Raw genomic sequence first — 13,871 nt, 5'->3', positions numbered from 1 at the left:
CGGTGCCGCCGGCGGGCTCGGCGGCGCCGGCCGCGCGCCTGGCCGGCAGCGGCTCGGCCGCCAGCCGCGCCGCCAGCTTCTCCTCGAAGCCGGACGACAGCTCGGGCGTGGCTTCGGCGCGCAGCAGGTCGCCGATACGGTGGAAGGTATCCCAGGCTTGCTGGCCCTCCGGCCCGCCCAGCGCGGCCATGGCCAGCTCCTGGTCGGCATCCGGGGTTTCGCCGTCCATCAGGGCGGAGATGTATTCGCGGTTTTTTTTGTTCGTGTCCATCTTGGTTCCATCTCGTCGGAGTCAGATCCTCATTCAAGAGCGCATGACGCTCCACGCTGCATCGCTACCTACCGACGTTTGTCAGCCGGAATATCGAGCAAGGGCCTCAATTTCTCGGCAATCACTTCGCGCGCCCGGAATATCCGGCTACGCACCGTACCGATTGGACACGCCATCACTTCGGAGATTTCCTCGTAGCTCAAGCCTTCGATTTCGCGCAGGACGATCGCGGTCCGCAGTTCCAGCGGCAGCGCCTCCATTGCGGCATTCACCGTGAACGCGATCTGCTTGCTGGCCAGGACGGACTCTGGTGTATTAATGTCTCGCAAGCTGTCTGCGTCGTCAAATCCTTCCGCACGTTCGGCGTCGGCTTCCGTCGAGGTCGGTGCCCTCCTGCCTTGCGTGACGAGAAAATTTTTTGCCGTATTAATTCCTATCCGGTACAGCCAGGTATAAAACGCGGAATCTCCGCGGAAATGGCGCAGTGCGCGAAAGGCCTTGATAAAGGTTTCCTGCACCACGTCTTCCGCTTCTGCCGGATCGTGCACGAGGCGCGACACCAGGCGCATCAGCCGGCGCTGGTATTTGGACACCAGCAGGTCGAACGCCCGGCGATCGCCAGCCTGGACGCGCTCTACCAGCAGTTGATCACACTCGCGCTCGGTTGTCACTGAACGTCCTTGTTGCTTAAGAGTTGGCCCGCTGCAATAAGTTCATTGGCGCCGCCCGATCGCCAGCACCGCCACCGACAGCGCCCGCCAGGTGCCCGGCCCGACACTGTCGCGCCACACCGGCAGGACGTGCACGCGGGAACCTTCATCCCTGAAGCGCAGCAGCATCAACAGCGGCCAGACGACGGAGCCCGGCAACAAGGCCACGCCCAACTGGGGTGCGGCCGGCTTGCGCAGCCCTTGTTGTACCGTCAGGACCACCTCGCCAGTTCCAGAAATATCAATCCGGTGCGTCTTTGCCCGGCCCGACCCGGCATGCAACAGCACGGCGCCGGAAGCTGCCAGCACGAGGGCCTGCAGCATGCCGGCGTGGAAGCGTGCGGGCGTGGTCAGGCCCACCGCGAAGGCCGCGGCGAACAGGGACAGGCCGGCGCCGAACAGCAGGCATCGATGGATGCGCGACGGCCTGACGATGGCGGATACCGCTATCGACATGGGCGATCAGCTAAGGATGGATGGGAACGCCGAGATGACAAAAAGCCCATCTCCTTGGACAGGAGATGGGCTTTTTTGGTTCAACCTGGATGGAGTCGGTCAGACCTTGGCGAAGACCAGGGTACCGTTGGTACCGCCGAAACCGAAGGAGTTCTTCACCGCGTAATCGATCTTCATTTCGCGCGCCGTGTTGGCGCAGAAGTCCAGGTCGCATTCCGGATCCTGGTTGAAGATGTTGATCGTCGGTGGCGAAACCTGGTTGTGGATCGCCAGCACGGTGAACACGGACTCGAGGCCGCCGGCGCCGCCCAGCAGGTGGCCGGTCATCGACTTGGTCGAGTTGACCACCAGCTTGCCGGCGTGGTCGCCGAAGGTGCGCTTGATGCCCTTCACTTCAGCGACGTCGCCGACCGGGGTCGAGGTGCCGTGCGCATTCACGTAATGCACCTGGTCGGGGTTGATGCCGGCGTAGTTCATTGCCGACACCATGCAGCGCGAGGCGCCACTGCCGTCCTCGAGCGGAGCGGTGATGTGGTTGGCATCCGCGCTCATGCCGAAGCCGACGACTTCCGCGTAGATCTTCGCGCCGCGGGCCTTGGCGTGTTCGTACTCTTCGAGCACCATCACGCCGGCGCCCTCGCCGAGCACGAAGCCGTCGCGGTCGCGGTCCCAGGGACGCGAAGCGGTAGCCGGATCGTCATTGCGCGACGACAGCGCACGAGCCGAGGCGAAGCCGCCCAGACCCAGCGGCGAGACGGTCGACTCGGCACCGCCGGCGATCATCACGTCGGCATCGCCGTACTCGATCAGGCGCGCTGCCGCGCCGATGCAGTGCAGGCCGGTGGTGCAGGCGGTGACGATCGCCAGGTTCGGGCCGCGCAGGCCGAACTTGATCGACAGGTCGCCCGAGATCATGTTGATGATCGAGGCCGGCACGAAGAACGGCGAGATGCGGCGCGGGCCGCGGCTGTCGTACTCTTCCTTGGTCGCTTCGATCAGCGGCAGACCGCCGATGCCCGAACCCACCATCACGCCGATGCGGTCGGCGTTCTGCTCGGTGACTTCGATACCCGAATCCTGCAACGCCTGGATACCCGCGGCCATGCCGAAATGGATAAAGGTATCCATATGGCGGCCTTCCTTGCCGGGCAGGTAGTCCTCGACGTTGAAGTTCTTCACTTCGCCCGCGAAACGGGTCGAAAAAGGCGTTGCGTCGAACCGGGTGATGTTGCCGATACCCGATTTTCCGGCCAGGGCGCTTTCCCACGCTTCGGCAATGGTGTTACCGATCGGGGAAATGCAACCCAGGCCAGTTACGACGACACGACGGTTGCGTGAACTCAAGCGTATCTCCTGAATTACTGAAAGCTTAGGCCTTGACGTGCGCTTGTGCGTACTCGATGGCTTGACGAACGGTGGTGATCTTCTCGGCCTGCTCGTCCGGGATTTCCATTTCGAATTCGTCTTCCAGTGCCATCACCAGTTCAACGGTGTCCAGCGAATCAGCGCCGAGGTCGTCAACGAACGAGGAATCGATTTTGATGTCTGCTTCGGCAACGCCCAGTTGCTCAGCGACGATTTTTTTAACGCGTTGTTCGATATCCGACATGTTATGGCTCCATTAGGTATGTGTTTCGGAAAGTGCGCGCATTTTATCAGGGTTTGCGCGTTGAAAAACTATTTTCAGCGTTTGACGCTAATTCGGCTGAAACTACTGCTAAAAGATGAGATCTGGCTTAATTCATGTACATGCCGCCGTTCACGTGCAGGGTCGTGCCCGTGATGTAAGCAGCTTGCGGACCTGCCAGGAATGCCACCGCGTGGGCGATGTCTTCCGGGCTGCCCAGGCGGCCCAGCGGAATCTGGCCCAGCAGGGCTTCGTGCTGGGATTCGCCCAGGGCCTTGGTCATGTCGGTATCGATGAAGCCCGGCGCCACGCTGTTGACGGTGATGTTGCGGCTGCCGATCTCGCGCGCCAGCGCGCGGCCCATGCCTTCCACGCCGGCCTTGGCGGCCGCGTAGTTCATCTGGCCCGGATTGCCGCTCGAAGCGACCACCGAAGTGATGTTGATGATGCGGCCCTGCTTCGCCTTCATCATGCCGCGCAGCACGGCGCGCGACAGGCGGCCGACGGCGGTGAGGTTGGTGGCGATCACGCTGTCCCACTCCTCGTCCTTCATGCGCATCGCCAGGTTGTCCTGGGTGATGCCGGCATTGTTGACCAGGATGCCGATGCTGCCGACGTTCTTGCTGACCTCGTCGATCAGGGCCGCGCACTGGGCGGCGTCGGTGACGTTCAGCACCATGCCTTTGCCGCCGAATTCGGACAGGTAGGCGGTGATGGCTTCGGCGCCGGCTTCGGTGGTGGCGGTGCCGACCACTTTCGCACCCTGGCGCGCCAGTTCGAGGGCGATGGCCTTGCCGATGCCGCGCGATGCGCCGGTAACGAGGGCGACTTGGTTTTGCAGATTCATGCTAATCCTTGGCTTTGATTGCTCTTATTCGGGCTCTGACCCCGTGGTTTCACTGTGCCTTGATTGCTGCCAGCACGCGCTCCAGCGACTCCTGGTCGACCAGGGCTTCGCCGGCCAGCACCGGGTCGATGCGCTTGGCCATGCCGATCAGGGTCTTGCTCGGCGCGCACTCGATCACCTGGGTCACGCCGTCCGCCGCCATCTTCTGCATGGTCTCGACCCAGCGCACCGCGCCGGCGGCCTGGCGCACCAGGGCGTCCTTGATCGCGGCAGGATCGTGCAGGATAGCGACGTCGACGTTATTGATCAAGTCGATCCGGGGCGCATGGAAAGTCAGGTTCGCCATGTAGTCGCGCAGGCGGTCGGAAGCCGGCTTCAGCAGCGAGGAGTGGAAAGGCGCCGACACCGACAGCTTCATGGCGCGCTTGGCGCCCTTGGCCTTGGCGATGTCGCAGGCGCGCTCGACCGCGGCGGTGTGGCCGGCGATCACGATCTGGGTCGGCTCGTTGAAGTTCACGGCTTCGACGACTTCACCCGCATTTAAAGCCCCGCCTTCGGCTTCGGCGCAGACTTCGCGCACCACATCGGCCTGCAGGCCGAGGATGACGGCCATGCCGCCCTGCCCCACCGGCACCGCGTCCTGCATCGACTGCGCGCGGAAGCGCACCAGCGGCACCGCGTCCTTGAAATCGATCACGCCCGCGGCCACCAGGGCCGAGTACTCGCCCAGGCTGTGGCCGGCGACGACGCTCGGGACCGGGCCGCCGGCCGCGATCCAGGCACGGTACACGGCCACGGCCGCGGTCAGCATCACCGGCTGGGTGTTGGTGGTCAGGTCCAGTTCTTCCTTCGGGCCTTCGGCGATCAGCTTGCCGAGGTCCTGGCCCAGGGCTTCCGAAGCTTCGGCGACGGTCTGTTCGACGACCGGATTGCCGGCGAAGCCGTTCAGCATGCCGACGGCCTGGGCGCCCTGGCCCGTGAACAGGAATGCGAATTTGCTCATTAAGGAGTCCTCCTCTTTGTTTTTATCGTGCTTACATGCGGGCCAGGACAGCGCCCCAGGTAAAGCCGCCGCCCACGCCTTCCATCAGGATGTTGTGGCCGGACTTGATGCGGCCGTCGCGCACCGCCTGGTCGAGCGCCAGCGGGATCGATGCGGCCGAGGTATTGCCGTGTTCGTTGACGGTCACGACCATCTTTTCAAGCGGCAGGCCGAGCTTCTTGGCGGTGCCGTTCATGATGCGGATGTTGGCCTGGTGCGGGATCAGCCAGTCGATTTCCGAGGCCGGCATCTTCGCATGCTCGAGGGCCTCGTTGGCGACCTTTTCCAGCACCGTCACGGCCAGCTTGAACACCGCCTGGCCATCCATGTACAGGTATTTCTGACCGGAGATCGCGGCACTGGCCGGATTCGTCGGGCCGCACAGGATGTCGCCGTGGCTGCCGTCGGCATGCAGCTTGACCGCGAGCACGCCCGGCTCTTCGGAAGCCGTCATCACCACCGCGCCGGCGCCGTCGCCGAACAGCACGCAGGTGCCGCGGTCGTTGAAGTCGAGGATGCGCGAGAACACTTCTGTGCCGATCACCAGCACGTTCTTCGCATTGCCGGCCTTGATGAAGGCGTCGGCGGTCGACAGCGCGTAGACGAAGCCGCTGCAGACGGCGGCCACGTCGAATGCGGCGCCGTTGTTGCGGATGCCCAGCTTGTCCTGCACGATGCAGGCCGTGCTCGGGAAGTTGCCGTAGAAATCGGGGGTCGAGGTGGCGACGATGATCAGGTCGATCTGCTCGGGCGTCAGACCGGCCGCCTCGAGGGCCTTGTGGGCCGCCTTCACGCCCAGGTCGGACGCGCTTTCGTCGGCGGCCGCATAGTGGCGCGCCGAGATGCCGCTGCGCGACACGATCCACTCGTCCGAGGTCTCGATGCCCTTGGCGCCCAGTTGGGCGGCCAGGTCGTGGTTGGTGACGCGCTGGGCCGGCAGATAGCTGCCGGTACCGATGATTTTGCTATACACAGTCATTATTAGCCCTGCTGAATGGTGGAGCCTGGCGCTTGCGGGTCAGGAGTGCGTGGCATCAGCTCGGTGATCATCGCCGACAACTGTTCCTGCACATTGTTTTGAGCCGCATTATAGGCCCGTTTAATTGCCCACTCGAAAGCAAATGCATTTGCACCGCCGTGGCTCTTGAACACCAGGCCCTTCAGGCCCAGCAGGCCGGCACCGTTATAGCTCTCCGGGTTCAGCTTCTTCAGCGACTTGCGGGCCAGCAGCGCGCCCAGCTTGGACATCGTGGTTTCCATCAAGGTAGCCTTGAAGAAGCGCGACAGGCCTTCGACCGCCTTCAGAGTCACGTTGCCGACGAAGCCGTCGCAGACGATCACGTCGACCGTGCCCTTGAAGATGTCGTTGCCTTCGACGTTGCCGTGGAAATTCAGGATGCCGCGCTCATGGTCGGCGCGCAGCAGTGCGGCGGTCGCCTTGACCGCTTCGGTGCCCTTGATTTCCTCGGTGCCCACGTTGAGCAGGCCGATACTGGGACGACGCCCTTCCATGGCCTCGAACAGCACGGCGCCCATGATGGCGAACTGGTGCAGGTGATGGGGTTCGCAGTCGACGTTGGCGCCCAGGTCCAGCATATAGGTCGGACTGCCCTTCTGGTTCGGCATGATCGAGCAGATCGCCGGGCGATCGACGTCGGCCATGGTCTTGAGGACGTAGCGCGAGATCGCCATCAGGGCACCGGTATTGCCGGCCGAGACGCAGACGTCGGCCTTGCCGTCCTTGACCAGCTCGATCGCCACGCGCATCGAGGAATCCTTCTTGCGGCGCAGTGCGACCTCGATCGGATCGTCCATCGCCACCACTTCGGTGGCGTGCCTGATGCTCAGGCGCGGGCTGGAGTCGGCGTGATGTTTCTTGAGTTCGGCGCGCACCTGGTCTTCCAGGCCGACCAGGATCAGTTCGGCTTCGGGTTGGTGCTTGAGGAAGGCGAGCGCTGCCGGAATGGTAACTGAGGGGCCGTGATCGCCGCCCATGCAGTCAATGGAGATTGTAATTGTCATTTTTCGGGAAGAACCGCGCTGCCTCAGGGTCGGGCGGCGGCGTGTCCTGGCGCGGCGGCATGCCGGACGGACTCAGCGGGATCGAAAACGACGGCATACACGGCGGACGTGCAACCGGTATCAATATCGCAAAAGAGAAAGCGGCGCCACGCACTCTTCATACGTTGCACCGCTTTCATGGAACAAAACAGCAAGACGCCGATTACTCGTCGTTCTTGGTCTTGATCACTTTGCGACCACGGTAGAAACCGTTCGGGCTGATGTGGTGACGCAGGTGGGTTTCACCGGTGGTCGGCTCGACGGCCAGATTCGGTGCAACCAGGAAATCGTGCGAACGGTGCATGCCGCGCTTCGACGGGGACTTCTTATTCTGCTGAACTGCCATGATGACTCCTAAACATAAGTTCTAAAATTCTAACACAATCGACTTGCAATTACATGCGCATCGAGTATCCCAGCGGCAATAATCTACATTGCCGACATGTTTTAACGCTGCCTACATCTTGCTACCGCTGCCATACTCGACTGCTGCACGCGTTTGACACGTTTTTTGCGCGCCCGAATACCTTCTCGGCATCCACGGCACAAATACTTCCACTATTTTATTCTGATTTGAGGCTCTTCAGTGCCGCGAACGGCGATACCTTTTCGGACTTGATGGAGTCCATCAGCTTGGTATCGGGGCACACCTCATGCTTCGGTGCCTGCGGCAGGGCCAGCAGGGCTTCATCTTCCAGCAACTGCATGATATCGCAGGCATGGCTGCCGACGATCACATCGATGCTTTCATCGTCGAGGATTTCCTCAATCTCGTCCGCATCTTCGTCGTTCTTGCCCAGCACCAGCATGGTCGACGAATCGATGCCGTAGCCGAACGGCGCCAGGCAGCGCTGGCAGACCAGTTGCACGGTGCCGGAGACGGACAGCGTCATCGACGGATAACCCTGCCTGGTCTGGCCGCCCTGGATCGCCCAGGCGATCTGGCCGGACGGGTCGGTGCACTCGGCTGCCAGGCGGGGCATCTCTGCCACCGGCGTGACACCTTCCTTATAGCCGTTGTTCCGACAAAATTCAAAAGCGTCGATGACAAAAGCGCTCATTTGGAAAAGCTTCCCCGGAAAACCTGCGATAATAACAGGCTTCTTCCCGCTCAGTCAAAGAATCCGTGCATTTTGTGAGGTCGCTGTCGGCATGACCGCACAAGTCATCGGATTTGCTTGCCGGGGAGGCCTATCTATTTGTTTTGCTTATGAATATTCGACCGGCCGACATGTTACCAAGTTCCGCTCATTGCCGTGATCCTGTGCGCCTGATCCTCGCTTCCAGCTCCGCTTACCGGCGCGAATTGCTGTCCCGGCTGGGCCTGCCCTTCGAGGCGATCGCACCGGACATCGACGAGACGGCGCTGCCGGGCGAAGCGCCCGAGGAAACCGCCCTGCGCCTGGCGCGCTCGAAGGCCGCCGCCATCGCCGGAAAGCATCCGGGGGCGCTGGTGATCGGCTCGGACCAGGTCGCCACGCTGGACGGCGAACAGATCGGCAAACCGGGCGACCATGCGCGCGCCCTGGCCCAGCTGCAGAAGATGCGCGGACGCCGCGTGACCTTCCACACCGCCCTGTGCCTGTGGGATGGCCGGCTGGCGCCAGAACAGGCGGCCCGGGTCGAGAACGTGCAGGTCTTCGTCACTTTCCGCGACCTGCCCGACCACGAACTCGACGCTTACCTGCGCATCGAGCAGCCCTATGACTGCGCCGGCAGCGCCAAGAACGAAGGACTCGGCATTGCCTTGCTGGAACGCATCGACAGCAGCGACCCGACCGCCCTCACCGGCCTGCCGCTGATCGCCCTGACGGGCATGCTGCGCCGCGCGGGCGTCCGCTTCTTCGAATAATAAATAACAAGAAACCCCATGCCAGGCATTCTCTACCTGATTCCCAATACGCTCGGTCCCACCGAAGCCAATCCCCGCGCCCTGTCCCACGTCCTGCCCGAACAGGTGCAGGACATCACGTCGAAGCTCGAATATTTCGTGGCGGAGAACGCGAAGACGGCGCGTGCCTTTCTGAAACTGGTGGCGATCGACCACCCGCTGGCGCGCCCCCTGCAGGAAATCAAGATCTCGGAACTCAACGTGAACACGCCGCCGACGGCCCTTGCCGCCCTGCTGGCGCCGCTGCTTGAAGGCCATGACGCCGGCCTGGTGTCCGAAGCCGGGGTGCCGGCGGTGGCCGATCCGGGCGCGGACCTGGTCCGCCTGGCCCACCAGCACGGCATCACGGTACGGCCGCTGGTCGGCCCGTCTTCGCTGCTGCTGGCCGTGATGGCGAGCGGCCTGAACGGCCAGAGCTTCGCCTTCAACGGCTACCTGCCGCTTGAACCCGCCCAGCGCACCAAGCGCATCCAGCAGCTGGAACAGCGCTCGCGCGCCGAGAAACAGACCCAACTGCTGATCGAAACGCCCTACCGCAACGCCGCCATGCTGGAAGCCCTGGCCGCCGCCTGCCAGCCGGGCACGCTGATCTGCGTGGCGACCGACCTGTCGCTGCCCAGCGAATCGGTGCGCACCCTGACGGCGGCCAAATGGAAGGCCGCGCTGGCGGCGAACAAGGGGCCGGACTTCCACAAGAAGCCGACCGTGTTCCTGCTGCTGGGACAATGAATAGCTAGAGCGTCGACAAGCCCTCAGGGCAAGGCGGTGCAACGCCGCCATGAGGGTTTGCCGACGCTCTAGTGCTGGCGTGAATCGGCGCCGAGGCCGCGCACCCAATCGAAAGCGGCCAGCTCGATCTCGCGGATCTGCTTGACGGACAGGCCCAGCCTGTCGATGGCGCGCTTCAGGGCGCGGCCGCATTGCTTCCCTTCCAGCTCCTCGGCCACGCTCAGCATGGCGCCATAGTCGCCGCTGCGGTCCAGCAGCGCCGCCCTCACTTCCTGCGAGACGTCGACACGGTTCAGGATGCGGTCCATCGGCAGCGACAGCAGCGCATCCATCAGGGACATGATGCCGACCGTGAAGGCGGTCTCGGCGCCGGYGACGTCGTCCGGGCGCAGGGTCTGGCTCATCAGTTCGAGCAGGCGGCCGCGCGTGGTCGCCATCTGAAGCAGCGGTGAATTCAGTTCGACCCGGCCGTCCGGCGCGCTGTACAGCAGGATCTGCAGCCAGCGCTGCAGCTGGCTGCGGCCGAGCTGGTGCAGGGCCTGGGACACCGATTCGATGTGGCGGTCGGGACCGGCCGCACGGCTGTTCACCAGGCGCAGCAGATTCAGGCTCAGCAGCGCATCGCGCTTGACGGCGGCCTCGATGGCGGCGCTGTCGGCATTCGAGCCGATCAGCTCGAGCAGGCGCAGCACCACCAGTTCGGACGGCGAAATCTTCTTGCCCGACAGGATGGCCGGACGCGCGAAATAATAGCCCTGGAAGTATTCGAAACCGAGCTCGAGGCAGAGGCGGAATTCCTCCACGGTCTCGACCTTCTCGGCTAACAATTTCTGCGGCGCATCGCGCAAGCTGTTGGCCAGGCAAGTCAGCTCTTCCCGGCTGATGCCTTTCAGGTCGACCTTGATCACGTCCACGAGATCGATCAACTTGCTAACCTGCTCGGAATGGCCTATAACATCGTCGAGGGCGAACTTGAAGCCGAGCTCCTTCAACTCCCGCACCCGCGCCAGCACCTCGGCGTTGGGCTCGACGGTTTCGAGAATCTCGAGGATCACGCGGTCAGGCGGCAGGAAGCGGACGAAGTCGCTCTTCAGCACTACTTCGTCGACATTGACGAAGGCGAGCTGGTCTCCCACCACCTGTTCCATGCCCAGCTGCGAAGCGTGGGCGATGACGGTGGCGGTCGCGGCGGCATAATCGGTCAGTTGCGCGTCCTCGTGCTCCGGGGCGGCGCGAAACAGCAGCTCGAACGCAACCAGTCTCTGGTCGCGCCCGAGTATGGGCTGGCGCGCCAGAAAGAATTCATCGGACGGCATGGACGTGACTGCCGTTGCATCCGCGTGCATCGTAAAAACTCCTGAAATCAATTTCGGCACGCAAATGCGAGCCGGAGCCGAGGCAGGGCCCCGGCACCACTTCGACTATACTACAGAGTCGGAGTCTTTACATTTCGACATCGTATCAAATCGTTACGGCGCGGGACTCGGCCGCGAACGCTTAGCTGCCGCTGCCTGGCTTACGTTTATTGCTTCGAGCGGCCGATTTGTTCTGGTCAGCGTAGCGAAATGCGGGCACGCGTTTCTTTGCCGGCGCCTCGGCAGGCTGGGCCGGGCGACCGCCGGCAAGCTCCTTGCCGGGCGCGCCGCCTTCGCGCTTGCGCGGCCCGTCGCCGAAGGGCTGGCCCGGCAGGCGCAGGCTGCCGGCGCCCGACAGCGGGCTGGCGCGGCGGGCATTGCCGACCGGCTTGCGCGGACCGGCCTCGACGCCGCGCGCCAGGGCTGTCCCCGTGACCTGGTTGCCCTTCTCGATGCGGAAGGTGGCGCCGCCGTCCTGRCCCAGCACCTGCACCAGGTAGGGCATGGTCTCGCGCAGGGTCGCTTCCAGCGTGTAGGGAGGATTGAGGATGAACATGCCGCTGCTGTGCATGCCGGTGCCGTCCGGACCCGGCGTCGCCACGGTCAGGGTCACGTGCAGCCACTCCTTGGCCGGCAGGCGCTTCAGGCGATCGGCGAACTGGCGCGATTCCATGCGCTGCAGCACCGGATACCAGACCGCGTAGATGCCGGACGGGAAACGGCCGAGGGCTTCGTCCAGCGCATCGCGCACATGCTTGTAGTCGAGCTTGACTTCATAGGGCGGGTCGATCAGGACCAATGCGCGGCGCGAAGGTGGCGGCAGCAGGGCTTTCATGCCCTGGAAGCCGTCGGCATGGTCGATCAGGATGCGGCGGCCGCGCGCACGCTCGCCCTGCTCCGCCTTGTGCGCTTCCAGCTTGCGGAAATTTTCCACCAGCAGGCGGGTGTCGGCCGGGTGCAGTTCGAACAGGCGCAGGCGATCCTCGGGGCGCGCGACCTGCTCCGCCACATAGGGCGAACCCGGGTAGTAGCGCAACTTGCCGCTCGGGTTCATCCCGCGCACCAGGTTGACGTAATCCGCCAGCGCCGGCGGCAGGTCGTCGCGCTCCCACAGGCGCGCGATGCCGTCCAGGTATTCCCCGCTCTTCACCGCCTGGGCACTGTCGAGCGCGTACACGCCGGCACCGGAATGGGTGTCGATATAGGTATAGGCCACGTCTTTCTGGTTCATGTACTGGTGCAGCTGCACCTGTATGAAGTGTTTCAGGACGTCGGCGTGGTTACCCGCGTGGAAGGCGTGGCGGTAGCTGAACATGGCAATTCCAAGGATGAGGCAAGAAAGCCGCCATTATCGCCTAGATGCGTGCACCGCCCCAAAATTAAAAAAACCGCAGCGCCTTGTGAGCGCTGCGGCTGCCACCGCGAACAACGGAGGAAACTAATTAAAAGCGTTCAACAAAGCCCTCAGGGCGAGACGCTGCAACGAAGCCAGGAGGGCTTTTGTTGGACGCTATGCGACTTTCTTTTCGTCGAAGAACTGCTCATCCTCGGTCGAGCCATGCAGGGCCGTCGTCGAGCTCTGGTGCTGCTGGATGGTCTGGGTCACGGCATCGAAGTAGCCGGTGCCGACTTCGCGCTGGTGCTTGACCGCGGTGAAGCCCTTCTCGGCGGCGGCGAATTCCGCTTCCTGCAGCTCGACGAAGGCCGACATGCCGCGGCGCGCATAGCCGTGCGCCAGGTTGAACATGCCGTAGTTCAGCGAGTGGAAGCCGGCCAGGGTGATGAACTGGAACTTGTAGCCCATMGCGCCCAGYTCSYKCTGGAACCTGGCGATGGTGGCGTCGTCCAGGTTCTTCTTCCAGTTGAAGGACGGCGAGCAGTTATAAGCCAGCATCTTGCCCGGGAATTTTTCGTGGATGGCTTCGGCGAAGCGCTTGGCGAAGGCCAGGTCCGGCTTGCCGGTCTCGCACCAGACCAGGTCGGCGTAAGGGGCATAGGCCAGGCCGCGCGAGATCGCCTGCTCGACGCCCGGCTTGACCCGGAAAAAGCCCTCGACGGTGCGCTCGCCGGTGCAGAAAGGCTGGTCGTTGGCGTCGACGTCGGAGGTCAGCAGGTCGGCCGCCTCGGCATCGGTACGGGCCACCAGGATGGTCGGGGTGCCCATGACGTCGGCCGCCAGGCGGGCCGCGTTCAGCTTCTCGACGGCTTCGCGGGACGGCACCAGCACCTTGCCGCCCATGTGGCCGCACTTCTTGACAGAAGCGAGCTGGTCTTCGAAGTGGACGCCGGCGGCGCCCGCCTCGATCATCGACTTCATCAATTCGAAGGCGTTCAGCACGCCGCCGAAACCGGCTTCGGCATCGGCCACGATCGGTGCGAAGTAATCGATGTCGTCCTTGCCTTCCGACCACTGGATCTGGTCGGCACGCTGGAAGGTATTATTGATGCGCTTGACGACCATCGGCACCGAGTTGGCCGGATACAGCGACTGGTCCGGATACATCTCGCCGGCCAGGTTGGCATCGCCCGCCACCTGCCAGCCGGACAGGTAGATCGCCTTCAGGCCGGCTTTCACCTGCTGCATGGCCTGGTTGCCGGTCAGCGCGCCCAGGGCGTTGACGTAAGGCTCGTTATTGATCAGGTCCCACAGCTTCTCGGCGCCGCGGCGCGCCAGCGTGTGATCGATCTGCACCGAGCCGCGCAGGCGGACGACGTCCTCGGCCGTGTAATTGCGGACCACATTCTTCCAGCGCGGATTGGTCTCCCATTCCTGCTTGAGGGCGGCGATTTGCTGTTCACGAGTTGCCATGCTGTTCTCCCGATGATGAATGATGAAAGCTGAGTTGGTAGGAAGCTTCGTTACCGATATCTTAGGCCTGCTT

Annotated in this window: 16 protein-coding genes; 2 read left to right on the top strand and 14 right to left on the bottom strand. The window is 63.4% G+C overall.

Annotated features, from left to right (window positions below; genetic code table 11):
- From AC1DIX_RS24090 to AC1DIX_RS24040, 11 genes are all read right to left on the bottom strand, one after another.
- Window positions 1-271 (bottom strand): sigma-E factor negative regulatory protein (locus tag AC1DIX_RS24090; protein ID WP_477327958.1); only part of this gene is annotated, 271 nt, incomplete at its 3' end.
- A gap of 68 nt (window positions 272-339) precedes the next feature.
- On the bottom strand, window positions 340-942 hold the full coding sequence (gene rpoE, locus AC1DIX_RS24085) for an RNA polymerase sigma factor RpoE (RefSeq protein ID WP_047826430.1): 603 nt from the start codon (window positions 940-942) through the stop codon (window positions 340-342).
- Window positions 943-984: 42 nt separating this feature from the next.
- Window positions 985-1,437, bottom strand: coding sequence for a protein YgfX (locus AC1DIX_RS24080; RefSeq protein WP_477327957.1), 453 nt, complete (start codon window positions 1,435-1,437; stop codon window positions 985-987).
- A gap of 99 nt (window positions 1,438-1,536) precedes the next feature.
- Entirely contained in the window at window positions 1,537-2,781 is a 1,245-nt protein-coding gene (gene fabF / locus AC1DIX_RS24075) for a beta-ketoacyl-ACP synthase II (protein ID WP_442124676.1), read from the bottom strand.
- 25 nt (window positions 2,782-2,806) lie between these two features.
- Window positions 2,807-3,046 (bottom strand): acyl carrier protein, encoded by a 240-nt coding sequence (acpP, locus tag AC1DIX_RS24070; protein WP_036168404.1) that lies wholly within the window; start codon window positions 3,044-3,046, stop codon window positions 2,807-2,809.
- A gap of 127 nt (window positions 3,047-3,173) precedes the next feature.
- Complete coding sequence (fabG, locus tag AC1DIX_RS24065) at window positions 3,174-3,911, bottom strand: 3-oxoacyl-ACP reductase FabG (protein ID WP_442124675.1); 738 nt, start codon at window positions 3,909-3,911, stop codon at window positions 3,174-3,176.
- Between the two features lie 49 nt (window positions 3,912-3,960).
- Window positions 3,961-4,914, bottom strand: coding sequence for an ACP S-malonyltransferase (fabD, locus tag AC1DIX_RS24060; protein WP_477327956.1), 954 nt, complete (start codon window positions 4,912-4,914; stop codon window positions 3,961-3,963).
- A gap of 31 nt (window positions 4,915-4,945) precedes the next feature.
- Window positions 4,946-5,932, bottom strand: coding sequence for a beta-ketoacyl-ACP synthase III (locus AC1DIX_RS24055; protein ID WP_477327955.1), 987 nt, complete (start codon window positions 5,930-5,932; stop codon window positions 4,946-4,948).
- A gap of 2 nt (window positions 5,933-5,934) precedes the next feature.
- Window positions 5,935-6,975: a phosphate acyltransferase PlsX gene (plsX, locus tag AC1DIX_RS24050; protein WP_442124672.1), complete on the bottom strand. Its 1,041-nt coding sequence runs from the start codon at window positions 6,973-6,975 to the stop codon at window positions 5,935-5,937.
- A gap of 202 nt (window positions 6,976-7,177) precedes the next feature.
- A complete protein-coding gene (rpmF, locus tag AC1DIX_RS24045) occupies window positions 7,178-7,360 on the bottom strand; it encodes a 50S ribosomal protein L32 (RefSeq protein WP_036168414.1) in 183 nt (60 codons plus the stop codon).
- 217 nt (window positions 7,361-7,577) lie between these two features.
- On the bottom strand, window positions 7,578-8,075 hold the full coding sequence (locus AC1DIX_RS24040) for a YceD family protein (protein ID WP_442124671.1): 498 nt from the start codon (window positions 8,073-8,075) through the stop codon (window positions 7,578-7,580).
- Between the two features lie 170 nt (window positions 8,076-8,245).
- Here AC1DIX_RS24040 and AC1DIX_RS24035 point away from each other — a divergent pair, with 170 nt between their 5' ends.
- Window positions 8,246-8,866 carry a Maf-like protein gene (locus AC1DIX_RS24035; RefSeq protein WP_477248980.1) on the top strand — a complete coding sequence of 207 codons (621 nt, stop codon included), beginning with the start codon at window positions 8,246-8,248 and terminating at the stop codon, window positions 8,864-8,866.
- 18 nt (window positions 8,867-8,884) lie between these two features.
- Complete coding sequence (locus AC1DIX_RS24030; protein WP_477327954.1) at window positions 8,885-9,634, top strand: SAM-dependent methyltransferase; 750 nt, start codon at window positions 8,885-8,887, stop codon at window positions 9,632-9,634.
- A gap of 68 nt (window positions 9,635-9,702) precedes the next feature.
- On the opposite strand, the gene AC1DIX_RS24025 is transcribed toward AC1DIX_RS24030, so the two are convergent.
- The 3 genes from AC1DIX_RS24025 to aceA form a co-directional block, all read right to left on the bottom strand.
- Window positions 9,703-10,980, bottom strand: coding sequence for an EAL and HDOD domain-containing protein (locus tag AC1DIX_RS24025; RefSeq protein WP_477327953.1), 1,278 nt, complete (start codon window positions 10,978-10,980; stop codon window positions 9,703-9,705).
- Between the two features lie 151 nt (window positions 10,981-11,131).
- Window positions 11,132-12,304, bottom strand: coding sequence for a 23S rRNA (adenine(2030)-N(6))-methyltransferase RlmJ (locus AC1DIX_RS24020; protein WP_442124667.1), 1,173 nt, complete (start codon window positions 12,302-12,304; stop codon window positions 11,132-11,134).
- 195 nt (window positions 12,305-12,499) lie between these two features.
- The gene (gene aceA / locus AC1DIX_RS24015) at window positions 12,500-13,798 is read right to left on the bottom strand and encodes an isocitrate lyase (RefSeq protein WP_477327952.1); all 1,299 of its coding nucleotides are present in this window, start codon (window positions 13,796-13,798) and stop codon (window positions 12,500-12,502) included.
- Between the last annotated feature and the right edge of the window lie 73 nt (window positions 13,799-13,871).

The organism is Massilia sp. 05N420, from assembly GCF_056397205.1.
Note: the sequence above shows the minus strand (reverse complement) of the source record. Positions and strands in the feature narration are given on the sequence as shown.

What these genes read in the sequence shown, in the direction of transcription:
- AC1DIX_RS24080 (WP_477327957.1), bottom strand. Translation starts at nt 1,437, where the DNA reads ATGTCGATAGCGGTATCCGCCATCGTCAGGCCGTCGCGCATCCATCGA.
- acpP (WP_036168404.1), bottom strand. Translation starts at nt 3,046, where the DNA reads ATGTCGGATATCGAACAACGCGTTAAAAAAATCGTCGCTGAGCAACTG.
- fabG (WP_442124675.1), bottom strand. Translation starts at nt 3,911, where the DNA reads ATGAATCTGCAAAACCAAGTCGCCCTCGTTACCGGCGCATCGCGCGGC.
- fabD (WP_477327956.1), bottom strand. Translation starts at nt 4,914, where the DNA reads ATGAGCAAATTCGCATTCCTGTTCACGGGCCAGGGCGCCCAGGCCGTC.
- AC1DIX_RS24055 (WP_477327955.1), bottom strand. Translation starts at nt 5,932, where the DNA reads ATGACTGTGTATAGCAAAATCATCGGTACCGGCAGCTATCTGCCGGCC.
- plsX (WP_442124672.1), bottom strand. Translation starts at nt 6,975, where the DNA reads ATGACAATTACAATCTCCATTGACTGCATGGGCGGCGATCACGGCCCC.
- rpmF (WP_036168414.1), bottom strand. Translation starts at nt 7,360, where the DNA reads ATGGCAGTTCAGCAGAATAAGAAGTCCCCGTCGAAGCGCGGCATGCAC.
- AC1DIX_RS24040 (WP_442124671.1), bottom strand. Translation starts at nt 8,075, where the DNA reads ATGAGCGCTTTTGTCATCGACGCTTTTGAATTTTGTCGGAACAACGGC.
- AC1DIX_RS24035 (WP_477248980.1), top strand. Translation starts at nt 8,246, where the DNA reads ATGTTACCAAGTTCCGCTCATTGCCGTGATCCTGTGCGCCTGATCCTC.
- AC1DIX_RS24030 (WP_477327954.1), top strand. Translation starts at nt 8,885, where the DNA reads ATGCCAGGCATTCTCTACCTGATTCCCAATACGCTCGGTCCCACCGAA.